The organism is Streptomyces sp. NPDC023723, assembly GCF_040639815.1.
Classification (GTDB): domain Bacteria; phylum Actinomycetota; class Actinomycetes; order Streptomycetales; family Streptomycetaceae; genus Streptomyces.
Genome location: NZ_JBFAAP010000039.1, coordinates 1 through 22,514 on the forward strand (window position 1 = coordinate 1; position 22,514 = coordinate 22,514).

General features: G+C 73.2%; 22 protein-coding genes. 14 read left to right on the top strand and 8 right to left on the bottom strand.

The window, feature by feature from the left end:
* Nucleotides 1-650 (bottom strand): TIM barrel protein (locus tag AB0G32_RS29765; protein ID WP_361169987.1); only part of this gene is annotated, 650 nt, incomplete at its 3' end.
* Nucleotides 651-858: 208 nt separating this feature from the next.
* On the opposite strand from AB0G32_RS29765, the gene xylB reads away from it, so the two are divergent.
* The 7 genes from xylB (at nucleotide 859) to AB0G32_RS29800 (ending at nucleotide 9,212) form a co-directional block, all read left to right on the top strand.
* Complete coding sequence (xylB, locus tag AB0G32_RS29770) at nucleotides 859-2,304, top strand: xylulokinase (RefSeq protein WP_361169990.1); 1,446 nt, start codon at nucleotides 859-861, stop codon at nucleotides 2,302-2,304.
* A gap of 133 nt (nucleotides 2,305-2,437) precedes the next feature.
* Entirely contained in the window at nucleotides 2,438-3,646 is a 1,209-nt protein-coding gene (locus AB0G32_RS29775) for an ROK family transcriptional regulator (protein WP_361169993.1), read from the top strand.
* Nucleotides 3,647-4,113: 467 nt separating this feature from the next.
* A complete protein-coding gene (locus AB0G32_RS29780; RefSeq protein ID WP_361169995.1) occupies nucleotides 4,114-4,734 on the top strand; it encodes an N-acetylmuramoyl-L-alanine amidase in 621 nt (206 codons plus the stop codon).
* Nucleotides 4,735-4,868: 134 nt separating this feature from the next.
* Complete coding sequence (locus tag AB0G32_RS29785) at nucleotides 4,869-6,002, top strand: cellulose binding domain-containing protein (protein WP_361169997.1); 1,134 nt, start codon at nucleotides 4,869-4,871, stop codon at nucleotides 6,000-6,002.
* Nucleotides 6,003-6,085: 83 nt separating this feature from the next.
* Nucleotides 6,086-7,171 carry a lytic polysaccharide monooxygenase gene (locus AB0G32_RS29790; protein WP_361170000.1) on the top strand — a complete coding sequence of 362 codons (1,086 nt, stop codon included), beginning with the start codon at nucleotides 6,086-6,088 and terminating at the stop codon, nucleotides 7,169-7,171.
* A gap of 208 nt (nucleotides 7,172-7,379) precedes the next feature.
* Nucleotides 7,380-7,769 carry a luciferase family protein gene (locus AB0G32_RS29795; protein ID WP_361170003.1) on the top strand — a complete coding sequence of 130 codons (390 nt, stop codon included), beginning with the start codon at nucleotides 7,380-7,382 and terminating at the stop codon, nucleotides 7,767-7,769.
* Between the two features lie 291 nt (nucleotides 7,770-8,060).
* Entirely contained in the window at nucleotides 8,061-9,212 is a 1,152-nt protein-coding gene (locus AB0G32_RS29800; RefSeq protein WP_361170171.1) for a phosphodiester glycosidase family protein, read from the top strand.
* 30 nt (nucleotides 9,213-9,242) lie between these two features.
* Here the strand turns inward: AB0G32_RS29800 and AB0G32_RS29805 are convergent, their stop codons facing one another.
* From AB0G32_RS29805 to AB0G32_RS29830, 6 genes are all read right to left on the bottom strand, one after another.
* Nucleotides 9,243-9,437, bottom strand: a complete 195-nt coding sequence (locus AB0G32_RS29805) for a hypothetical protein (protein WP_361170006.1) — start codon at nucleotides 9,435-9,437, stop codon at nucleotides 9,243-9,245.
* A gap of 118 nt (nucleotides 9,438-9,555) precedes the next feature.
* Nucleotides 9,556-10,419 carry a phosphatidylinositol-specific phospholipase C/glycerophosphodiester phosphodiesterase family protein gene (locus AB0G32_RS29810; RefSeq protein WP_361170009.1) on the bottom strand — a complete coding sequence of 288 codons (864 nt, stop codon included), beginning with the start codon at nucleotides 10,417-10,419 and terminating at the stop codon, nucleotides 9,556-9,558.
* A 204-nt stretch (nucleotides 10,420-10,623) separates the two neighbouring features.
* Nucleotides 10,624-11,697 carry an acyl-CoA dehydrogenase family protein gene (locus tag AB0G32_RS29815; RefSeq protein ID WP_361170012.1) on the bottom strand — a complete coding sequence of 358 codons (1,074 nt, stop codon included), beginning with the start codon at nucleotides 11,695-11,697 and terminating at the stop codon, nucleotides 10,624-10,626.
* On the bottom strand, nucleotides 11,694-12,875 hold the full coding sequence (locus AB0G32_RS29820) for an acyl-CoA dehydrogenase family protein (RefSeq protein WP_361170015.1): 1,182 nt from the start codon (nucleotides 12,873-12,875) through the stop codon (nucleotides 11,694-11,696). Before AB0G32_RS29820 ends, AB0G32_RS29815 begins: the two co-directional genes overlap by 4 nt.
* Nucleotides 12,872-13,843 (bottom strand): NADPH:quinone oxidoreductase family protein, encoded by a 972-nt coding sequence (locus AB0G32_RS29825; RefSeq protein WP_361170018.1) that lies wholly within the window; start codon nucleotides 13,841-13,843, stop codon nucleotides 12,872-12,874. The genes AB0G32_RS29820 and AB0G32_RS29825 overlap by 4 nt, the downstream gene beginning before the upstream one ends.
* Nucleotides 13,844-13,928: 85 nt before the next feature.
* On the bottom strand, nucleotides 13,929-14,501 hold the full coding sequence (locus AB0G32_RS29830) for an XRE family transcriptional regulator (RefSeq protein ID WP_361170021.1): 573 nt from the start codon (nucleotides 14,499-14,501) through the stop codon (nucleotides 13,929-13,931).
* Nucleotides 14,502-14,588: 87 nt separating this feature from the next.
* Here AB0G32_RS29830 and AB0G32_RS29835 point away from each other — a divergent pair, with 87 nt between their 5' ends.
* The 5 genes from AB0G32_RS29835 to AB0G32_RS29855 all read left to right on the top strand — a co-directional run bounded on the left by AB0G32_RS29835 (nucleotide 14,589) and on the right by AB0G32_RS29855 (nucleotide 19,342).
* Nucleotides 14,589-15,518 carry an NAD(P)/FAD-dependent oxidoreductase gene (locus AB0G32_RS29835; RefSeq protein WP_361170174.1) on the top strand — a complete coding sequence of 310 codons (930 nt, stop codon included), beginning with the start codon at nucleotides 14,589-14,591 and terminating at the stop codon, nucleotides 15,516-15,518.
* 95 nt (nucleotides 15,519-15,613) lie between these two features.
* Complete coding sequence (locus AB0G32_RS29840; RefSeq protein WP_361170024.1) at nucleotides 15,614-17,152, top strand: ATP-dependent DNA ligase; 1,539 nt, start codon at nucleotides 15,614-15,616, stop codon at nucleotides 17,150-17,152.
* A complete protein-coding gene (locus AB0G32_RS29845) occupies nucleotides 17,149-17,610 on the top strand; it encodes an NUDIX domain-containing protein (RefSeq protein ID WP_361170027.1) in 462 nt (153 codons plus the stop codon). The genes AB0G32_RS29840 and AB0G32_RS29845 overlap by 4 nt, the downstream gene beginning before the upstream one ends.
* An 80-nt stretch (nucleotides 17,611-17,690) precedes the next feature.
* A complete protein-coding gene (locus AB0G32_RS29850; RefSeq protein ID WP_361170030.1) occupies nucleotides 17,691-19,076 on the top strand; it encodes an NADP-dependent succinic semialdehyde dehydrogenase in 1,386 nt (461 codons plus the stop codon).
* Between the two features lie 26 nt (nucleotides 19,077-19,102).
* Entirely contained in the window at nucleotides 19,103-19,342 is a 240-nt protein-coding gene (locus tag AB0G32_RS29855) for a DUF6213 family protein (protein WP_361170033.1), read from the top strand.
* On the opposite strand, the gene AB0G32_RS29860 is transcribed toward AB0G32_RS29855, so the two are convergent.
* The gene (locus AB0G32_RS29860; protein WP_361170036.1) at nucleotides 19,330-20,016 is read right to left on the bottom strand and encodes a transcriptional regulator; all 687 of its coding nucleotides are present in this window, start codon (nucleotides 20,014-20,016) and stop codon (nucleotides 19,330-19,332) included. The genes AB0G32_RS29855 and AB0G32_RS29860 overlap by 13 nt on opposite strands.
* 91 nt (nucleotides 20,017-20,107) lie before the next feature.
* On the opposite strand from AB0G32_RS29860, the gene AB0G32_RS29865 reads away from it, so the two are divergent.
* Entirely contained in the window at nucleotides 20,108-21,295 is a 1,188-nt protein-coding gene (locus AB0G32_RS29865; protein WP_361170039.1) for a type III polyketide synthase, read from the top strand.
* Nucleotides 21,292-22,509 (top strand): cytochrome P450, encoded by a 1,218-nt coding sequence (locus AB0G32_RS29870; RefSeq protein ID WP_361170042.1) that lies wholly within the window; start codon nucleotides 21,292-21,294, stop codon nucleotides 22,507-22,509. Before AB0G32_RS29865 ends, AB0G32_RS29870 begins: the two co-directional genes overlap by 4 nt.
* Nucleotides 22,510-22,514 lie beyond the last annotated feature (5 nt).

A 22,514-nucleotide genomic window follows, 5' to 3' on the forward strand; every position in this document is an offset into this window, starting at 1 on the left:
TCCGGATTCACCCCGAACAGCTCCGGACGCTCCAGCCGCTCGATGAACGCCAGCGCATGCCCCACCGTGGGCAGCAGAATGTCCCCCCGCGGCTCATTCGGCTTCGGCTCGATCGCGAACCTCAGGTCATAGCCCTGCCCGGTCACGTACTCGGCCAGCAGATCGAAGGCCTCCTTCATCCGCTCCAGCGCCTGGCGCACATCCTTCGCACCACCGGACTCCGCACCCTCCCGGCCGCCCCACGCCACATACACCTCCGCACCCAGCTCCACCGCCAGATCGATGTTGCGGACCGTCTTGCGCAGCGCGAACCGGCGCACATCCCGGTCGTTCGCGGTGAACGCCCCGTCCTTGAACACCGGATGCGTGAACAGGTTCGTCGTCGCCATCGGCACCTTCATGCCCGAGGAGTCCAACGCCTGCCGGAACCGCTTCACCCGCGCCTCCCGCTCGGCCTCCGAAGCACCGAACGGAATCAGATCGTCGTCGTGGAACGTCACCCCGTACGCCCCCAGCTCCGACAGCCGCCGCACCGACTCCACCGGATCCAGCTCCGGCCTCGTCGCGTCCCCGAACGGATCCCGGCCCTGCCAGCCAACGGTCCACAGACCGAACGTAAACCTGTCCTCGGGAGTGGGCTGGTAGCTCATGTCACGGCTCCTTGCTCGCTTGCGGCTATTTCGTCATGGCACTTTACAAATTAGTATGCGGACGCATTCCTGGGAAGGGACAGGGGTGTCTCCGAGGAGTGACGGCCGTGACTCCGCGGCCCGGATCCTCGATGCGGGAGCCCGTGGGAGACACTCCTGGAACGCCAGGCCGGAATCGCGCAGAGCCGCGGAAAGAGGGAGAAGCCCGATGTCAGCAGCCGAGGGTCCGCTCGTCGTCGGCGTGGACACGTCCACCCAGTCCACCAAGGCGCTGGTCGTCGACGTGCCCACCGGTCGGGTCGTCGCGAGCGGCCAGGCCCCGCACACCGTGTCGTCGGGGGCGGGCCGCGAGAGCGACCCGCGCCAGTGGTGGGACGCCCTGTGCGAGGCCCTGCGCCAGTGCGGCGAGGCGGCGCACGAGGCGGCCGCGGTGTCGGTCGGCGGGCAGCAGCACGGACTGGTCACGCTGGACGCGCGAGGCGAGCCGGTGCGTCCGGCGCTGCTCTGGAACGACGTGCGTTCCGCGCCGCACGCCCGGCGCCTGGTCGAGGAGCTGGGCGGCCCCAAGGCGTGGGCGGAGCGCACGGGCAGTGTCCCGAGCGCCTCGTTCACGGTCACCAAGTGGGCCTGGCTGGCCGAGCACGAGCCGGCGGCCGTCCGCGCCACCAAGGCCGTACGCCTCCCCCACGACTACCTCACCGAGCGGCTCACCGGCGAGGGGACCACCGACCGCGGCGACGCGTCCGGCACCGGCTGGTGGGCGTCCGGGACGGAGGCGTACGACGAGGAGACCCTCGCCCGCGTGGGCCTCGATCCGGCACTGCTGCCCCGGGTCGTGCGGCCCGGCGAGGTGGCCGGCACCGTACGCGGCGGCCATGACCTGCCGTTCGCCACGGGCACCCTGGTCGCGCCGGGCACCGGCGACAACGCGGCTGCCGCGCTGGGCCTGGGGGTCAGTCCCGGCGTGCCGGTGATGAGCCTGGGGACGTCGGGCACGGTGTACGCGGTGTCGCGGCACCGCCCCGCCGACCCGACGGGCACGGTGGCGGGTTTCGCCGACGCGCGCGGCGACTGGCTGCCGCTGGCCTGCACCCTCAACTGCACCCTCGCCGTCGACCGGGTCGCGACGCTGCTGGGGCTGGACCGGGAGGCCGTCGAGCCCGGCACCGGCGTCACCCTCCTGCCGTACCTCGACGGCGAGCGCACCCCCAACCTGCCGGGCGCCTCCGGCCTGCTGCACGGGCTGCGCCACGACACGACCGGCGGCCAGGTGCTCCAGGCCGCCTACGACGGGGCCGTGCACGCCCTGCTGGGCGCCCTGGACCTGGTCCTCGACGCGGACGCCGACCCCGCCGCTCCCCTGCTGCTGATCGGCGGCGGCGCCCGCGGCACGGCCTGGCAGCAGACCGTACGGCGGCTGTCGGGACGCCCGGTGCAGATTCCCGAGGCCCGGGAACTGGTGGCGCTCGGCGCGGCGGCACAGGCGGCGGGGCTGCTGACCGGAGAGGACGCGGCAGCGGTCGCGCGGCGCTGGAACACCGCCGCCGGGCCGGTACTGGACGCCGTGGAGCGAGACGAGGCGACGCTGGCGCGGATCTCCGGAGTACTCTCCGACGCGGCCCCGCTGCTGGAGGGGAGCGCGCCCACCAGGTGAGCGCCGCGCTTCCGCGCCTCCCGCCGCCGACGCGAGCGGGGGCGCGCCGGGGCAGCGGAATCCGTCCCGCGCGCCGGGGCAGCGGAATCCGTCCCGCGCGTCGGCATGGACATCGACCGAGAACCGAGGAGGCATGACCGCACCGCCGCACACGGCGCACCCGGCCGGGTCCGGGCGCCCGCTGCCGGACACCCAGCAGGGCATGCGCCGCCGCAATCTCGCCCGGGTGATGCACACCGTCCGCGCCGAGGGCCGGCTCTCCCGGGCCGCCGTCGCGGCACGGATCGGGCTGACCCGGGCGGCGGTGTCGACCCTTGTTGACGAGCTCATCCGCTCGGGTCTGCTGGAGGAACTGGGACCCGAGCGGCCGGGGCGGGTGGGCCGGCCCGGATCGGCGCTCGCGGTCAGCGCCGGCGGACCCGCCGGGATCGGTGCGGAGATCGGCGTCGACCACCTCGCGGTGTGCGCGGTCGACCTGCGCGGGCGGGTGCGGGCCCGGGCGGTCCGCCACGGCGGCAACCGCGGCCGCTCCGCCGGACCAGTGCTCGAACAGCTCACCGGACTGGTCCGGCGGGTCGTCGAGGAGGCCGGAGCGGAGGGGCTGTGGCCGGCCGGGCTGGCCGTGGCGGTACCGGGTCTGGTGGCGCGCGACGCCACGACCGTCGTACGGGCTCCCAACCTCGACTGGCACGACACCGACCTCGGCGGACTGCTGGCCGCGGACCTGCCGCTGACCGTGGACAACGAGGCCAACTTCGGCGCGCTCGCCGAACTGTGGCTCGGTGACCGCACGCCCCGGGACTTCCTGCACGTCTCGGCCGAGATCGGCATCGGCGCGGCGGTGGTCGTGGACGGCCGGCTGCTGCGCGGTACCCGGGGTTTCGCCGGTGAGTTGGGGCACGTTCCGGTCCACCCCGACGGCCCCGCGTGCGCCTGCGGCGGACACGGCTGCCTGGAGCAGTACGCCGGCGAGGAGGCGGTCCTGCGCGCGTCCGGTCTGACCCCGGGCGAGAACCGCGTCGGCCTGCTCGCGCAGCGCGCGACGGAAGGCGACGAGCGCGTACGGCGTGCCCTGACCGGTGCGGGAACCGCGCTGGGTATCGCGCTGACCGGCGCGGTGAACCTGCTGGACCCCGAGAGTGTGGTGCTGGGCGGTGCCCTGGCCGAGCTCGCGCCCTGGCTGCTGCCCGCGCTCCGCGCGGAACTGGCCCGGCGCACCGCGGGTCCGGCCTGCCCGGTGACCGTGTCCGCGCTGGGGCCGCAGGGGCCGCTGCTGGGTGCCGCGCACTCGGTCGTGCGGACGGTGCTGGACGATCCGGCGGCGATCGCGGCACGGACCTGAGCCGTCCGCACCCGGTACACCGCGGCATCCTCCGGTCTGCTCCGGTCTGCTCCGGCATCCCCGGCCTCAGCTGAGCCGACCGCACCACTCCGACGCCCTCGCGCCTCCCCCGAACGCCCCGCGCCACACCGTCCCGAACGCCCGCGCCACACAGCTGGCCCCCACTCGATCGGGTGACGGAGTTATCCACAGTCGGAGGGCCGTCCACCGGACAACGCCACTTCCTGCTGCCCAACCCGCGCTCCCCGTACCGTGATTCACGCGGAACGCAACCGCCACGAAAACGGCGGACGTCATCACCCGACCCCGCGCCACCTGGAGGCGAGCCCGGGTCATGACAGTGCTCGTGCGGGTGTGCGCGCCACCCTGAGCACACCACCCGAAAACGTCCCCGATCCCCGATGCCCAATTTCTGTATCCCCGTATCCCCGTATCCCCGTGCCCCCGATCCCCGAAAGGCGACCCTCATGGAACGAGCGCACCCCCTCCCCGCCCGACGCCCCCTCCCCACCCGACGACGGCTCCTCGCCGGCGGCGCCGCCCTGGTCGTCGCTCCGTACACGCTGCTGTCGGGCACCCGGGCCGCAGCGCGGCCCCAGGACGTCGACCAGCCGGACGCCGAGTGGCAGCCGGCGAGCGGTTCGAACTACACCGATTCCAGCCGCCCGACGGCCTATCCCGTCGACTACGTGGTCATCCACGTCACCCAGGAGACCTACGCGGACACCCTGGCCATCTTCCAGAACCCGCGGAAGAAGGTGTCCGCGCACTATGTGGTGCGCTCCTCCGACGGACACCTCGCGCAGTGCGTCCGCGAGGCCGACGTCGCCTGGCACGCGGGCAACTGGGACTACAACACCCGCAGCATCGGGATCGAGCACGAGGGGTGGGTGGACCAGCCGGCGTACTTCACCGACGCGCTGTACGAGAGCTCGGCGGCGCTGACCGCGGCGATCTGTACGAGATACGGCATCCCCAAGGACCGGGCGCACATCATCGGGCACCACGAGGTGCCGGGCAGCGACCACACGGACCCGGGTCCGCTGTGGGACTGGGCCCGCTACATCAGGCTGGTCAACCTCATGTGAGCGTGACGGACCGGCCGGCCCGTCACCCGCACACTCGCGTTGCGCGAAGTCTTGTCAGGGACATGGACAACTCCTACAGTCCCCCCACAACAGCGATGGGAGCGCTCCCACCCGTCCCCAGAGAGGACCCCCACATGCAACCGTCCCCGCATCGGGCCCCCACCCTGCGCGGCCTCCTCGGAGCGCTGCTCACGGCCCTCTCCCTCATCGCGGCGCTCGTCACGACCGCGGCACCGGCCGGCGCCGCCGACACCACGATCTGCGAGCAGTACGGAACGGCCACGATCCAGGACCGTTACGTCGTCCAGAACAACCGCTGGGGCACCAGCGCCGAGCAGTGCGTCACCGTGACCGGCACCGGCTTCCAGGTGAGCCAAGCGGACGGTTCGGTACCGACCAACGGCGCGCCGAAGTCGTACCCGTCGGTCTTCAACGGCTGCCATTACACCGTCTGTTCGCCGGGTACCGCGCTTCCCGCCCGCGTCGACGGCATATCGAGCGCGCCCAGCAGCGTCTCGTACGGTTTCGTCGACGACGCCGTGTACAACGCCTCGTACGACATCTGGCTGGACCCGACGCCGCGCACCGACGGAGTGAACCGGACCGAGATCATGATCTGGTTCGACCGGGTCGGCCCGATCCAGCCGATCGGCTCCCAAGTCGGCACGGCCACGGTCGCCGGGCGGAGCTGGGAGGTGTGGTCGGGCGGCAACGGTTCCAACGACGTGCTGTCCTTCGTCGCGCCGACGGCCATCGGCAGCTGGAGTTTCGACGTCATGGACTTCGTCCGGCAGGCCGTCTCCCGCGGCCTCGCGGGCAACGACTGGTACCTGACCAGCGTGCAGGCCGGTTTCGAACCCTGGCAGAACGGCGCGGGGCTGTCGGTCGACGCGTTCTCGTCGGCCATCGTGACCGGTGACGGCGAGGAGCCGACCGATCCCGGCACCCCGGCCGCCTGCGAGGTGACCTACAGCACGCAGGTCTGGCCGGGCGGCTTCACCGCCGACGTCCGGGTCGGCAATACCGGCCCGGCGCCCGTGGACGACTGGCGGCTGGCCTTCACCCTGCCGTCCGGACAGCAGATCACGCACGCCTGGAACGCGTCGGTGACCCCGGCGACAGGTGCCGTGACGGCGCGCGGACCGGACCACGCGCCGCGGATCGCGGCGGGCGGCAGCCAGAGCTTCGGCTTCCAGGGCACCTACAGCGGGACGTTCGCCGAGCCGGCCGGCTTCACCCTGAACGGCGCCGCCTGCACCACCGCCTGAGGGCTCCGGCCCGGACCGACCAGGGCCACAGCAGCGAAAGGACCCGCACCACACCCGACACCACATCAGGAACTGGAGATTCCATGGCTCGACGCAGCAGACTCCTCTCCCTCGCGGCGGTACTGGCCACCCTGCTCGGCGCGCTCGGGCTGACCGTCCTCGGGCAGAGCGAGGCGGAGGCGCACGGCGTGGCGATGACGCCCGGTTCGCGCACCTACCTCTGCCAACTGGACGCCATCACCGGCACCGGCGCCCTGGACCCGGTCAATCCCGCCTGCCAGGACGCGCTGGACGAGAGCGGGGCGAACGCGCTGTACAACTGGTTCGCCGTGCTCGACTCCAACGCGGGCGGCCGGGGTGCCGGTTACGTGCCGGACGGCACGCTGTGCAGTGCCGGTGACCGCTCGCCGTACGACTTCGCCGCCTACAACGCCGCCCGCGCCGACTGGCCGAAGACCCATCTGACGTCCGGGTCGTCGATCCAGTTGCAGTACAGCAACTGGGCCGCTCATCCGGGCGACTTCCGGGTCTATCTGACCGAGCCCGGCTGGTCGCCGACCTCTCAGCTGGGCTGGGACGATCTGGAGCTGATACAGACGGTCACCAATCCGCCGCAGCAGGGCTCGGCGGGGAGCAACGGCGGTCACTACTACTGGGACCTGGCGCTGCCGTCGGGCCGCTCCGGTGACGCGCTGCTGTTCATCCAGTGGGTGCGGTCGGACAGCCAGGAGAACTTCTTCTCCTGCTCCGACATCGTCTTCGACGGCGGCAAGGGCGAGGTGACCGGCATCCGCGGCTCCGGCAGCACGCCGACCCCGACGCCGACCCCCACCCCGACGCCGACCGATCCCCCGCACACGGGGTCCTGCATGGCGGTGTACACCGTGCAGAACAGCTGGAGCGGCGGGTTCCAGGGTTCCGTGGAGGTGATGAACCACGGAACGGAACCCCGTAACGGCTGGGCCGTGCAGTGGACGCCCGGCGTCGGCACCCGGATCAACAGTGTGTGGAACGGCGCGCTGTCCACCGGGTCGGACGGTTCCGTCACGGTGCGGAACGTGGACCACAACCGGGTCGTGGCCGCGGACGGCAGCGTGACCTTCGGGTTCACCGCGACCTCCACCGGCAACGACTATCCGACCGGGACGATCGGCTGCCTGGACGAGTAGGAACCCGTGGTCGGCAGATCATGGTCGTTCCGTACGACCATGATCTATTGTGCTCACGACGACGAAGCGCCGCGTGTGACCGCGCGGCGCTTACCGTGCGTCCGGCCCGGTCGCGTTCCGCGGGCCGGCCCGGGCCGGTTACCTCACGCCCCGGTTACAAATCGCTCAACTACTGGTTGCCGGACGGTAATGGAGCGACGATAGGGGCATGACTCTGGCCCAGCGTGCCCTGGAGCGACTACAGGACTGGCCCGACCTCACGGCGGGGCCGGCCAACTGCGGTACCGGACAGGCGCTGCGCTCCGTCCGGGACGAGATCGTCCACTTCCACTCGGACCGGGACGTGGACCTGCACCTGACCCAACGGGCCATCCAGCGTTTCCACTACGACCTCGGCGGTTCCAGCGCGATCCATCTGATCCCCGGTTCCCGCTGGGTGACCGTGCATCTGGACTGCGAGACCGATGTCGACCTCCTGCTGAGCCTGGTGAGCATCGCGCTCAAGGCGCACCAGACATGGCCCACCGCGGAGCCGCCGGCCGGCTGCAACTTCCACCGGGTCACGGTGCTCCATCGCGACGGCGTCCTGGACGGCTGAGACACTGGGCCGACCGCGACGGCGCCACAGGTCGCGTCGCCGTCGCCGCAGTACTCCGTTCCCCGCTCGGCGGCCGATGGCCCCGATGGCCGATGGCCGTCCCGGCACCGCCGAGGGAGTGCGTTTTGCCGCACTTTCCCGCGTCTTCGGCCCTCGGTGGCCTTCGCGGCGACCGAGATCTGATGCACTTCCCCTGATCCCGAGCGACTGACGAGACATCAGGGGGCGTCCGTGACGCGTCGTGCAGCACTCCGCCGGACACTGGCGTTCCTGGTCACCCTCGGCGCGCTGGTGGGCGCGGCACCGGCCGGCGCCGTGCCGGCGGCCGCGGAGATCGCGCCGGGGGTGACCTACGAGGAGTTCGACCTGTCGGCGGCGGGCGGGACCACCCACGTCCATCTGCTCGGCGTCGACCTCGGCGTCCCCGACACCCGGCTCGGGCTGCTCTACCCGGGGGCGGTGGCGGCGCGGGCGACGGTCTCCCGGATGGCCGGCGACCAGGGCGCCGTGGGGGGCGTCAACGGGGACTTCTTCAACATCACCGAGAGCCAGCACCCGGGCGTCGAGGCGACCGGCGCGAGCGTGGGCCCGGCGATCGCCGAGGGCCGGGCGCTGAAGGCGGCGGTGCCGGACGGGCAGCGCTTCGGTCCGGCCATGCCGTCCGGCGTCACCACCGAGGCGGTCTTCGGTGTCGGCGCCGACCGGCGGGCCCGGCTCGACCGGCTGGCCCTGGACGGGGAGGTCGGCACGCCCGAGGGCACGCTGCCGCTCGGCGGGTTCAACCAGTACGCGCTGCCGGTCGACTCGGTCGGCGCCTTCACCGGCGAGTGGGGCAGCGCCTCCCGGGCGCGGGCCACCTGCGGCACGGACACGGACCGGGCCGCCGCGTGCAGTACGGAGACCTACGAGGTGACGGTCCGCGACGGCCGGGTCGTCTCCGCGTCCGGCACGCCCGGCGGCGGAGCGATCGCTTCGGACACGACGGTGCTGGTGGGCCGCGAGGAGGGGGCGCGGCAGCTGCGGAAGGTCGCCACCGGGGATGCCGTGACGGTCCGTCACAGCCTGGTGGCGTCGGCGTCCCAGGAGGCGTTCGGTTTCGCGCTCGGCGGTTATCCGGTGCTGTCGGGCGGCAAGCCGTTGCCGGGGCTGGACGACCGCACGTCGGCCGTGCGGACCGCGGTGGGCATCGCGGACGCCGGGCGGCGGGTGCTGCTGCTCGCGGTGGACGGCTCGTCGGCGTACCGGTCCGGCCTGACCGTCGCCGAGGTCGCCGAGGCGCTGCGGGCACGGGGGTCGACGGAGGGGTTCAGCCTGGACGGCGGCGGCTCGACGACGCTGGTGGCCCGGGCGCCGGGCGCGAGCGCGGTCTCGGTGCGCAACCACCCGAGCGGCGGGGGCGAGCGCCCCGTCCCGAACGGGATCGGGGTCTTCTCGGCCGCCTGACGCGCGAACCGCTGCCCGGGAGCGGCGCGGTCAGGGTCTGAGGCTGCTCACGATCTCGGCCGTGGCGACGAGCCCGCTGTTGATGGTGGGCGCCATGCTGGTGCCGGCCAGATAGAAGCCGAGCAGCAGGCAGACGAGCGCGTGGGAGACCTTAAGCCCGCCGTTGCGCAGAAAGATCACCGCCAGGATCGCGAGCAGCAGCACCACAGAGATGGAAACGGCCATCGTCAACCTCCTCCGCCACGCCGCATGTCTGGTTCACGGCGTTCGGCCGCAAGTGTGGCGTAGCGGAGGGTTCGTCCGGGCGGCTGACATGTCCTCCGAACGTGTGGTGTCCGGCGGGCTACGCCGTCTCGCGGGCGTCGAGGAACGCCTCCAGGCCGGCGAGGTCGTCCGTGTTGAGGTGGTCGGCGCCGGCCGCGACCAGTTCCGTCCACACCGCGTCCCGGGCGGGTCCGGCGAGGTCGGGCGTGGCCCAGAAGCGGACCCGCTGGCCGCGGGCGTGCGCGGCGCCGACGATGTCGTGCAGCTTGCGCCGTTCGGCGGCGGGGAAGGCGCCGACGCCCTGCCAGGTGAAGTTGTTGGTCCAGTTGTCGCTGATCAGCGGGATGAGGGAGGCGGGGGCGGCGGTACCGAGGTCGGTGAGGCGGCCGTCGTAGAAGGCGCGGCGCTCGGTCTGCGCCGTCATCGGGACGCGGGCCGCGCGGTCGCCGGAGACGACGGCGGTGACCGGGCCGGGGCGCACCCTGCCGTGCGCGTAGGTGGTGAACAGGTGCCGGTAGCGGCGCAGCTGCCGGTCGAGTTCGAGGTAGGTCGAGGCGCCCTCGGTCTTGATGTCGATGAGCAGTTGCAGCGGACGGGCATCGCCCCGGTGGACGTGGCCGCCCTGGGCGCGGACGCGGGCGGCGAGCGGGTCGAGGTAGAGGGACTCCAGGGTGCGGGCCGGGTCGAGGTCGACCGCGTCGTGGGCGACGAGGAGTTGGCCGTCGACCAGGTAGATGTCGGCCTCGACGCTGCCGAAGCGGTGGTCGAGGGCGTCGAGGAGGGGGCGGGGGTGCTCGTAGTCGTTGTGTGCGTGGGCGCGCCACAACGGGCGGGGGCGGCGGGGGCGTTCGCCGGCCAGCGCGGTGCCGGCGGGCAGGGCGACCGCGCCCGCGAGGGCGGCGCCGAGGGTGGTGAGGGCTCTGCGACGGGTGGTGAGGGCCATGCTCTGCCTCCCTGGTAGGCCTTACGGGACCTCAGTGAGTATGCGAGGCGGGAGGCGGCGTGGAGCAGTGCCGTGCGGGGAAGTTGGCCGACGGGCCGTCACCTGTTCACTTCGTGCGGGCCGGAACACGGGAAGAACCCGCGCGCGTCGGGCGCGGCACATGAGAAAGCCCGCCCGGGTTCGGGCGGGCTTCGCTGCGAGGTGCTACGGCGCCGGCAGCTCCACCAGCGCGGCCAGCGCCGTGCGGTGGGCGCCCGCCGTGCCGTAGGCGATCGAGTCGGCCTTGGCCCGCTTCAGGTACAGGTGGACGGGGTGTTCCCAGGTCATGCCGATGCCGCCGTGCAGTTGCAGGGCCTCCTCGGCGGCGCGGACGGCGACCGGGGCCGCGTACGCCTGCGCGACGGCGACCGGCACGTCCGCGTCCGCGCCGGTGGCCAGCGCGTCGGCGGCGCTCCGCGCGGCGGCGCGCAGGTGGACGGTCTCCAGCCACAGCGCGGCGAGCCGGTGCTTGAGCGCCTGGAAGCCGCCGGCCGGCCGGTTGAACTGCTTGCGCTCCTTGAGGTAGCGCACCGTTTCGGTCAGCGTCCAGTCGGCCAGGCCCAGTTGCTCCGAGGCGAGCAGTCCGGCACCGGCGCGCAGGGCGCGCCGGACGGCGGGTTCCGCGTCGCCCAGCCGCTCGCCCGGTGCTCCGTCGAGCGAGACGTCGGCCACCGGCCGGGTCAGGTCCAGGGAGGTGCGGGGAGTGACGGCGGCGTCGGCGGCGCGTACCGCGTACAGCCCGCCGTCGTCCGCGGGGACCAGCAGGACGTCGGCGACGGCCGCGTCCGCGATGCCGGTCAGCGTTCCGCGCAGGGCGCCGTGCTCCAGGCGTACGGCGGGGAAGGCGGCGTCGGGGGCGGTGTGCAGGCCGACGGCGAGGACGGCGATCCGGCGGCCGCCGGCCAGCTCGGCCAGCCACTGCCCCGCGGCGCAGCCGAGCAGGGCCTCAGTGGCGACGACGGCGCTGGTCAGGTAGGGGACGGGCGCGACGGCGCGGCCCAGTTCCTCCAGCACGACGGCCGCCTCGCGGTGGCCGGCGCCCTGACCGCCGTACTCCTCGGGGATCAGCAGACCGGCCAGGCCCATGGACTCGGTGAGCGCCTTCCAGGCGGTCAGGTCGTGCGGGGTGTCCGTCTCGGTGCGGGCGATGACGCCGGCCGGGTCGCAGTGGTCGGTGAGCAGGTCCCGGACGGCGGCGCGCAGCGCGTCCTCCTCCTCCGAGTACAGCAGGTCGCTCATCGGGCGAGGTCCTTCCAGGCGACGTCCTTGTCGGTGCGCGGCTCGGCGGGCAGGCCGAGGACGCGTTCGGCGACGATGTTCAGCAGGATCTCGCTGGTGCCGCCCTCGATGCTGTTGCCCTTGGAGCGCAGGTAGCGGTAGCCGGCGTCGCGGCCGGTGAAGTCCACCAGTTCCGGGCGGCGCATGGTCCAGTCGTCGTAGAGCAGGCCCTCCGCGCCGCGCAGTTCCACCTCCAGGCCGCTGATCTCCTGGTTGAGGCGGGCGAAGGCGAGTTTCATGCCGGCGCCCTCGGGGCCGGGGTGGCCGACGGCGAGCTGCTGGCCGAGGCGTTCGCCGGTGAGCCGGGCGACCTCGGCCTCGACCCAGAGGGTGAGCAGGCGCTGGTGCAGGTCGTGGGTGCGCAGTTCGGGGCGCTCCCGCCAGGTCCGCGCGACCGGGCCGATCATGCCGCCCTCGCGGGGCAGGCGGCGGCCGCCGATGGCGACGCGTTCGTTGTTCAGGGTGGTCTGCGCGACCCGCCAGCCGTCGCCGATCTCGCCGAGGCGCCGGGAGTCGGGGATGCGGACGCCGGTCAGGAAGACCTCGTTGAACTCGGCCTCGCCGGTGATCTGCCGCAGCGGGCGGACCTCGACGCCCGGGTCGGTCATGTCGCAGACGAAGTAGGTGATGCCCCGGTGCTTGGGGACGTCCGGGTCGGTGCGGGCGATGAGGATGGCCCAGCGGGCGAGGTGCGCGCTGGAGGTCCACACCTTCTGTCCGTCGACCACCCAGCTCTCGCCGTCCCGCACCGCGCGGGTGCCGAGCGCGGCGAGGTCGGAGCCGGCGCCGGGCTCGCTGAACAGCTGGCACCACACCTCCTCGCCGGTCCACAGCGGCCGCAGCAGGCGCTGCTTCTGCTCGTCCGTGCCGTACTTGAGGATGGTCGGGGCGGCCATGCCCAGGCCGATGCCGATGCGCCGGGGGTCGTTGTCGGGGGCGTCGGCGGCGGCCAGTTCGGCGTCGACGACGGGCTGGAGGGTGCGCGGGGCGCCGAGGCCGCCGAGGCCCTCGGGGAAGTGCACCCAGGCCAGGCCCGCGTCGAAGCGGGCCCGCAGGAAGTCGAGGCGGTCGGTGGTCGCGGGCGGCTGCGCGGCCAGCAACTCCTGGGTGCGCTGCCTGAGTTCTGCGGCGTCGGTCATGCGGCGGCTCCCTTGTCCAGGACGACGGCCACCCGGCCGGTCGTCACGCCGTCGGCGACCCGCTGGACGGCCCCGGCCGCGCCGTCCAGCGGCACCCGGTCGCTGACCAGCGGCTTGACCGCGCCGCGGGCGGCCAGCTCGGTGAGCCGTTCGTGGCACTCCCGGACCAGCCGCGGGTTCTTGGTGTTGTACAGGCCCCAGTGCAGGCCGAGGATCGCGTAGTTCTTCACCAGGGCGTGGTTGAGGGCGGCGCTGGGGATGTCCCCGCTGGCGAAGCCGACCACCACGATCCGGCCCTCGAAGGCGACGACCTTGGTGGACTGCTTGAAGGCGGCGCCGCCCACCGGGTCGTAGATCACGTCGGCGCCGCGCCCGCCGGTGGCCTCCTTGACGGCGGTGATCACGTCCTCGCTCTTGCGGTCGATCACCGTGTCGCAGCCCAGTTCCCGGGCGGCGGCGGCCTTCTCGGCGCCGCCGACGACACCGATGACCGTGGCCCCGGCGGCCTTGCCGAGCTGTACGGCCGCGCTGCCGACGCCGCCCGCGGCGGCGTGCACCAGCAGGGTCTCGCCGGCCTGGAGGGCGGCCCGGCGGTGCAGGCCGAACCAGCTGGTCTGGTAGCCGATGTGCAGGGCGGCGGCCTCGGCGTCGTCCAGGGCGTCCGGCGCGGGCAGCAGGGCGGCGGCGGCCGCGACGGTGTACTCGGCGAACCCGCCGTGCGGCAGCGCGGGGTTGGCCAGCACCCGACGGCCGTCCTCGGTCTCGGCGCACACCTCCACGCCCGGGGTGAACGGCAGTGGCGGCCTGGTCTGGTACTGGCCCCGGCACAGCAGCGCGTCCGGGAAGTTGACGTTCGCCGCGCGGACCCGCAGCAGGACCTGGCCGTCGCCCGGCGTCGGCGGCGGGACCTCGGCCAGCCGCATCACCTCGCCCGGCTCGCCGTTCTCGTGCACCTGCCATGCCTGCATGCGGGGCCTCCACCGACTGCGTCGTCCGTCCGGGGTCCACCGCATACTAAGCGGTCGCTTGCCGATCAGGGAACCGTCCCGGGCGTCACGATCGAGTGGACCTCGCCCGTACGTGCACCCGCTCGCCCTGCGGTCCGAAGAGGCTGAGGAACTCCACCGGCTCCTCCCCCGCCGCCCCGAACCAGTGCGGCACCCGGGTGTCGAACTCGACGGCCTCGCCGGCCCCGACCACCAGATCGTGCTCGCCCAGCAGCATGCGCAACCGTCCGGACAGCACGTAGAGCCACTCGTACCCCTCGTGGGTGCGCCGGTCGGGTTCCTCCTGCCGGGGCGGCACCAGGACCTTGAACGCCTGGAGGCCGCCGGGCTGGCGGGTGAGCGGCCAGTAGGTGCGGCCGTGCCGCTGGATCGGCTTGGCCCGTACCCGCGGGTCGCCGACCGGCGGCGCGCCGACCAGTTCGTCCAGCGGCACCTGGTGGGCCTGGGCGATCGGCAGCAGCAGTTCGAGGCTGGGTCTGCGCAGCCCCGACTCCAGGCGGGAGAGGGTGCTCAGCGAGATGCCGGTCGCCTCGGCGAGCGCGGCGAGGGTGACCTCGCGGTCCTTGCGGAGCTGCCGCAGCCGGGGGCCGACACCGGCGAGTACGTCGTCCTTCGTCATGGCTTTATTGCAGAACCGGCAAATGTGTTTGTCAATCCCGCATCGGTTGGGCGACGGTCGGCCGTGGAGGTGGTCACGGTGACCGAAATGAGCGAGCAGTACGACGCGGTGGTGATCGGCGGCGGCTCCGCCGGGCTGTCGGCCGGGCTGGTGCTGGGCCGGGCCCGGCGGCGGACCCTGGTGGTGGACGCCGGACAGCCGCGCAACGCGCCGGCCGCGCACATGCAGGGCTATCTGTCCCGGGACGGCATGCCGCCCGCCGAATTCCTGGCGCTCGGCCGCGAGGAGGTCGCGGCGTACGGCGTCGAGCTGGTCCGGGACCGGGCGGTCCGCGTCACCCGGGACGCGGACTTCGCCGTGGAGCTGGCCGGCGGGCGGACCGTGCGGGCCAGGCGGCTGGTCGTCACCACCGGGCTGAAGGACGAGCTGCCCGAGATCCCCGGGGTCGCGGAGCGGTTCGGCCGGGACGTGCTGCACTGTCCGTTCTGCCACGGCTGGGAGGTGCGGGACGAGCGGTTCGGGGTGCTGGCGAGCGGCCCGCCGAGTGTGCACCAGGCGCTCATGGTGTCCGGCTGGTCGGACGACGTGACCCTGTTCCTGCACACCGTCGCCGAGTCCGAGCTGTCCGACCAGGATCTGCGCCGGCTGGCCGCGGCCGGGGTGAAGGTGGTGCCCGGGCAGGTCGCCGGGCTGGTGGTCGAGGACGACCGGGTCAGCGGCGTACGCCTGGTGGACGGGGCGGTGCACGAGCGGTCGGTGGTCTTCGTCGCCCCGCGTGCCGTGCCGCGGACCGGTCTGCTGGAGCAGCTCGGCGCCGAGCTGACCGAGACTCCGTTCGGCGCGTATCCCGTGGTGGACCCGACCGGTCTGACCAGCGTGCCGGGGGTGTACGCGGCCGGCAACGCGATGGGCTTCGGCGAGCAGGTGGCGCACGCGGTGAGCGGCGGCTACCGGGCGGCGGCCGCGATCGTCGGCGACCTGATCATGTCGGACCTGGACGCCTCGCTGCCGGGCTGAGCACCGGCGCGGGGACCGTTCCCGGTGCGCCGTAAGGGCGATGCCGCCGTACCGAGCACGTGTGGGAGCGCCGTTCCCGGTGCACCATGAAGGGCATGCTGCTTGCCCGGCTGGCCCATGTGTCCCAGGAGGTCGCCGCCACCTCGGCGCGGTCCCGCAAGACGGCCCTGCTCGCCGAGTTGTTCCGGGAGGCGGAGGCGGCCGACGTACCGGTCGTCATCCCCTACCTCGCGGGACGGCTGCCGCAGGGCCGGATCGGCGTCGGCTGGAAGGTGCTGGGCCGGCCGGTCGAGCCGGCCGCCGGACCGACGCTCACCGTGCGCGAGGTGGACGCCCGGCTGACCCGGCTCGCCGCCGTGTCCGGTGCCGGGTCGGGGGCCGAGCGGACCCGGCTGGTCGGGGAGCTGATGGGCGCGGCCACCGCGGACGAGCAGCGCTTCCTGCTCGGGCTGCTGACCGGTGAGGTCCGGCAGGGCGCGCTGGACGCGGTCGCCGTCGAGGGCCTGGCCCAGGCCACCGGGGCGGTCCCGGCGGACGTGCGCCGGGCGGTGATGCTGGCGGGCTCGCTCCGGACGGTGGCCGAGGCGCTGCTCGCCGACGGGCCCGCGGCGCTCGGCCGGTTCCGGCTCACCGTCGGCCGTCCGGTGCTGCCGATGCTGGCGCACAGCGCCGCCTCGGTGGCCGAGGCAGCCGGGAAACTCGGTGCCTGCGCGGTGGAGGAGAAACTCGACGGCATCCGGGTCCAGGTGCACCGCGACGGCGACGAGGTACGGGTGTACACCCGCACCCTGGACGACATCACCGGCCGGCTGCCCGAGGTGACGGCGGCCGCGCGGGAACTGCCCGGCGAGCGGTTCGTGCTGGACGGCGAGGTCATCTCGCTCGGTCCCGACGGGCGCCCCCGGTCGTTCCAGGAGACCGCCGGGCGGGTCGGCTCGCGCACGGACGTCGCCACGGCGGCACGGGCGGTGCCGGTCTCCCCGGTCTTCTTCGACGCCCTGCTGGTCGACGGCCGCGACCTGCTCGACCTGCCGCTGACCGAGCGGCACGCGGAGCTGGCCCATCTGGTGCCGGAGCCGATGCGGGTGCGGCGGACGCTGGTGGCCGAAGGGCAGGACGCCCGGGCGGCGGAGGACTTCCTCGCCGAGACCCTCGCGCGCGGTCACGAGGGGGTGGTGGTCAAGGGCCTGGACGCCGGGTACAGCGCCGGGCGGCGCGGCGCCTCCTGGCTGAAGGTGAAGCCCGTGCACACCCTGGACCTGGTGGTGCTGGCCGCCGAGTGGGGCCACGGCCGGCGCACCGGCAAGCTCTCCAACCTGCATCTGGGCGCCCGGGCAGAGGACGGTTCGTTCGTCATGCTCGGCAAGACCTTCAAGGGCATGACGGACGCGATGCTCACCTGGCAGACCGGGCACCTCACCGCACTCGCCGTCGAGGAACACCGCTGGGGCGTGACGGTCCGCCCCGAACTGGTCGTCGAGATCGCCTACGACGGTCTCCAGCGCTCCACCCGCTACCCGGCCGGCGTCACCCTCCGCTTCGCCCGCGTGGTCCGCTACCGCGAGGACAAGCGCCCCGCGGACGCCGACACCGTCGAAACCCTGTTCGCCGCGCATCCCGAGGTGGCGCCGTGAAGCGCAGTGCCGGTCTGCTGCTGTACCGGAGGACCGCCGCGGGCCCGGAGGTTCTCCTCGGCCACATGGGCGGCCCGTTCTTCGCCCGGCGCGACCGGGGCGCCTGGACGGTCCCCAAGGGTGAGTACGAGGAGGACGAGCCCGCCTGGGACGCGGCCCGCCGGGAGTTCCAGGAGGAACTGGGGCTGCCGCCGCCGGACGGCGCCGGCGCCGTACCGCTCGGCGAGGTCCGGCAGTCCGGCGGCAAGCTGGTCACCGTGTGGGCGGTGGAGGCCGACCTCGATCCGGCGACGGTCGTGCCCGGCACGTTCCGGATGCGGTGGCCGCCGCGGTCGGGACGGGAACAGGAGTTCCCGGAGCTGGACCGGGTGGCCTGGTTCCCGCTGGACCGGGCGCGCGAGGTGATCGTCACGGCCCAGGCCGCGTTTCTCGACCGGCTGGCGGAGCACTCGGCCTGACAAGAGGCTTTTCGCGTTGCGGCGCCCGGCGCGCCGCGCGAAGGTCGAGAAGCGCAACCCCGCTGCCAGGGAGGTCGGCCATGCCCATCGCGACGGTGAACCCCGCGACCGGCGAGACGCTCAGGACGTACGAGGCGATGGGCGAGGAGGAGATCGAGCGCCGGCTCCAGCTCGCCGAGGCCACCTTCCGGACGTACCGGACGACGACGTTCGAGGAACGGGCCACGCTGCTGCGGCGGGCCGCCGAGCTGCTGGAGGCCGACCAGGACGAGATCGGCCGGGTGATCACCACCGAGATGGGCAAGCCGGTCGGGCAGGCCCGCGCGGAGGCGGCGAAGTGCGCCAAGGCGATGCGCTGGTACGCCGACCGCGCCGCCGGGCTGCTGGCCGACGAGGAGCCGGCCGAGCCGGACGTGAAGGACTCCGGTGCCTCCCGGGCGCTGGTGCGCTACCGGCCGCTCGGCCCGGTGCTGGCGGTGATGCCGTGGAACTTCCCGCTGTGGCAGGTGATCCGGTTCGCCGCGCCCGCGCTGATGGCGGGCAACGTCGGCCTGCTCAAACACGCCTCGAACGTGCCGCAGACGGCGCTCTACCTCGAAGACCTCTTCCACCGCGCGGGTTTCACCGAGGGCTGCTTCCAGACCCTGCTGATCGGCTCGGCAGCCGTCGACGACGTGCTGCGCGACGAGCGGGTGAGGGCCGCCACCCTCACCGGCAGCGAGCCGGCCGGCCGCGCGGTCGCCGCCACCGCCGGGGAGATGATCAAGAAGACGGTGCTGGAGCTGGGCGGCAGCGACCCGTTCGTGGTGATGCCGTCCGCCGACGTCGACCGGGCCGCCGAGGTCGCGGTGACCGCGCGGGCGCAGAACGCCGGGCAGTCCTGCATCGCCGCCAAGCGGTTCATCGTGCACGCGGACGTGTACGACGCGTTCGCGGAGCGGTTCGTGGCCGGCATGCGGGCGCTCAGGGTGGGCGACCCGATGGACGAGGACACCGACGTCGGCCCGCTCGCCAGCGAACAGGGCGTGACCGACCTGGCCGAACTGGTCGAGGACGCGGTACGCGGCGGCGCGCGGGTGCTGTGCGGCGGCGAACGCCCCGCCGGGCCCGGCTGGTACTACCCGCCGACCGTGCTGGCCGGCGTCGACCGGGCGATGCGCGTGCACCGCGAGGAGACCTTCGGCCCGGTCGCCACGCTGTACCGCGCGGCCGACCTGGACGAGGCGGTGCTGATCGCCAACGACACCGACTTCGGCCTCAGTTCGAACGTGTGGACCCGCGACGAAGCCGACGTCGACCGGTTCGTCCGGGACCTGGAGGCCGGCGGCGTCTACGTCAACGGGATGACGGCCTCGCACCCGGCGTTCCCGTTCGGCGGGGTCAAGCGGTCGGGCTACGGGCGTGAGCTGTCCGGGCACGGAATCCGGGAGTTCTGCAACATCACCACCGTATGGCACGGAGCGTGAGCCATCCGCGACTACGATCCTTGTCCGTGACCCGCGAAGTGACCCTGCCCCTGATCGTCGACGACCGCGGCACCCTTCAGGTGGCCGCGGCCGACGTGAGCAAGCTGCTGCGCACGATGGGCGGACGGTGGCTGCGTCTGGTGGAGACCGGGGAGAACGGCCGCCTCGACGAGGACACGGTGGCGGCGCTCACCATCGAGCTGGCCAAGCTCGCCGACCGGATCGACGTGGCCTGCATCGCGCACAGCAGCGGTCAGTCCTCCTGACCGCCCGGGGGGTGCTCCAGCTCCCACAGGCTGTGCCAGAACCGCGCCTCGTAGGCCTGGAGCAGCCGCCCGTAGCGGTGCACGAGGTCCTCGCTCAGGTGGCCGCCGTCCAGTCCGGCCCGTACCGCCGCGGTCGCCTTCTGCTCCAGGGACGGGTCGGACGCGGCGAAGAAGTCGAAGAAGGCGCACGCCTCGTCGCCGAAGCCGTAGTGCCGGCGCAGCGCGTCGGCGACGGTCGCGCAGTACCCGCCCCAGGCGGAGAAGTTGGCGTGCACCGCGAGCACCGTCTCGGCGGGTGAGCCGTTCAGCGCCAGCCAGGCCACGTACGCGGGGTAGGACTGGCAGCCGGGCAGCGGTTCGTGCGACACCGACCGGCTCTCCCCCACGCCGCAGGCCGCGGCGAACGCCTCCAGCTTGCGCGCGGCGAGCGCCTCGCCCTCCGCGAGCGCCGTGAAGTAGGCGGCCACCTCCGCGGTGTCGTCCGCGCGGTGCGCGAGGTACTCGAAGGCCCGCCGGTCGGCGGCGATCACCCAGCGCTGTTCCAGCGCCAGCGCGGCGAGCGTGTCCCGGCTCACCGCGCCCCGCGCCAGCAGCGGCACGAACCGGTTGGCCGCCGGGTCGGGGGCCAGCTTTCCGGTGGTCGTCTCCAGCAGGTGCCGTGCCGTCCGGGCCATCGGTTCCTCCCTCTCCTGATGCCGCGCCGCTCTCCCAGGGTCCCCGAGACGGAGTAACCCCGCGAGAGATCGGCGTCCCGCCGGGTGATCGTTGGATGAACACCCCTGGAGGTCTACCCCGAGAGGTAACGCCCCCGGAGGTGGACCAGTTTCTGACCGGGGGGCGCAAGGGCCTTCCGGGAGGCGAAAGCAGGCACGGTTCATGGCGACTTTGTGCAGACCCTCGGTGTCCGTCCCAGAGCACGTGATCACGATGGAGGAGACGCTTGAGCTGGCGCGGGAGCGCCACGCCGACCACCCCCAACTGCCGCTGGCCCTCCGGCTGATCGAGAACACCGGCGTGCGCACCCGGCACATCGTGCAGCCCATCGAGGAGACCCTGAAGCACCCCGGGTTCGAGGACCGCAACAAGCTCTACGAGGCCGAGGCCAAGGCCCGGGTCCCGGCGGTGATCCAGCGGGCCCTGGACGACGCGGAGGTACTGCCCACCGACATCGACGTGATCATCTACGTCTCGTGCACGGGCTTCATGATGCCCTCGCTCACCGCGTGGCTGATCAACGAGATGGGCTTCGACAGCACCACCCGGCAGATACCCATCGCCCAGCTCGGCTGCGCGGCCGGCGGCGCGGCGATCAACCGGGCCCACGACTTCTGCACGGCCTATCCCGAGGCCAACGCGCTGATCGTGGCCTGCGAGTTCTGCTCGCTGTGCTACCAGCCCACCGACATCGGCATCGGCTCGCTGCTCTCCAACGGCCTGTTCGGCGACGGCATCGCCGCCGCGGTGGTCCGCGGCCAGGGCGGCACCGGCGTGGTGCTGGAGCGCAACGGCTCGTACCTGATCCCGAAGACCGAAGAGTGGATCATGTACGACGTGAAGGCCACCGGCTTCCACTTCCTGCTGGACAAGCGGGTGCCGGCCACCATGGAACCGCTGGCGCCGGCGCTGGTGCAACTGGCCCGCACCCACGGCTGGGACGCCACCGACCTGGACTTCTACATCGTGCACGCGGGCGGTCCGCGGATCCTGGACGACCTGAGCAAGTTCCTCCAGGTCGAGCCGCACGCGTTCCGCTTCAGCCGGGCCACGCTGACCGAGTACGGCAACATCGCCAGCGCCGTCGTCCTGGACGCGCTGCGCCGGCTCTTCGACGAGGGCGGCGCCCCCGACCGGGCCCGCGGGCTGCTGGCGGGCTTCGGGCCCGGCATCACCGCGGAGATGTCGCTGGGCCGCTGGCAGACCGCGGACGAGACCCAGGGCGTGAGGCGAACGTGAGCGAAGAGACGATCCCCCAGACCGTCCCGCCGGTACGGGACTGGCCGGTCGCGGACCTGCCCGGCACCGACTTCGACCCGGTGCTGCGCGAGCTGATGGCCGACGGACCGCTGACCCGGATCTCGCTGCCCAACGGCGAGGGCTGGGCCTGGCTGGTGACCCGCTACGACGACGTGCGGATGGTCACCAACGATCCCCGGTTCGGCCGCGCGGCGGTGATGGACCGGCAGCAGGTCACCCGGCTCGCCCCGCACTTCATCCCGGCCCGCGGCGCGGTCGGTTTCCTCGACCCGCCGGACCACACCCGGCTGCGCCGCTCGGTGGCGGCGGCGTTCACCGCGCGGGGCGTGGAGCGCGTGCGCGAGCAGTCCCGCGCGATGCTGGACGAGCTGATCGACGCGATGCTGGCCCAGGGACCGCCCGCCGACCTCACCGAGGCGGTGCTCAGCCCCTTCCCGATCGCGGTGATCTGCGAGCTGATGGGCGTCCCGGCGGCCGACCGGCACGGTATGCACACCTGGACCCAGCTGATCCTGTCCTCCTCGCACGGCGCCGACGTCAGCGAACGCGCCAAGCAGGAGATGGGCGCCTACTTCGCCGACCTGATCGGACTGCGGGAGAACAGCGCCGGCGAGGACGTGGCGTCGCTGCTGGGCGCGGCCGTCGGCCGGGAGGAGATCACCCTCCAGGAGGCGGTGGGTCTCGCGGTGCTGCTCCAGATCGGCGGCGAGGCGGTCACCAACAACAGCGGGCAGCTGTTCTTCACCCTGCTGACCCGGCCCGAGCTGGCCGAACGGCTGCGCGCGGAGCCGGACATCCGGCCCCGGGGCATCGACGAGCTGCTGCGCTGGATTCCCCATCGCAACGCGGTCGGGCTGTCCCGGATCGCCCTGGAGGACGTGGAGATCCGGGGGGTGCGGATCCCAGCGGGCGACGCGATCTACGTCTCCTACCTGGCCGCCAACCGCGACCCCGGGGTCTTCCCCGACCCGGACGCCATCGACCTGGCCCGCAACCCGAACCCGCATGTCTCCTTCGGCTTCGGCCCGCACTACTGCCCCGGCGGCATGCTGGCCCGGCTGGAGTCGGAACTGCTGGTCGACGCCCTGCTGGACCGGGTGCCCGGGCTGCGCCTGGCGGTGCGGCCCGAGGAGGTGCCGTTCAAGAAGGGCGCGCTGATCCGCGGGCCCGAGGCCCTGCCGGTCGCCTGGTGAGCGTT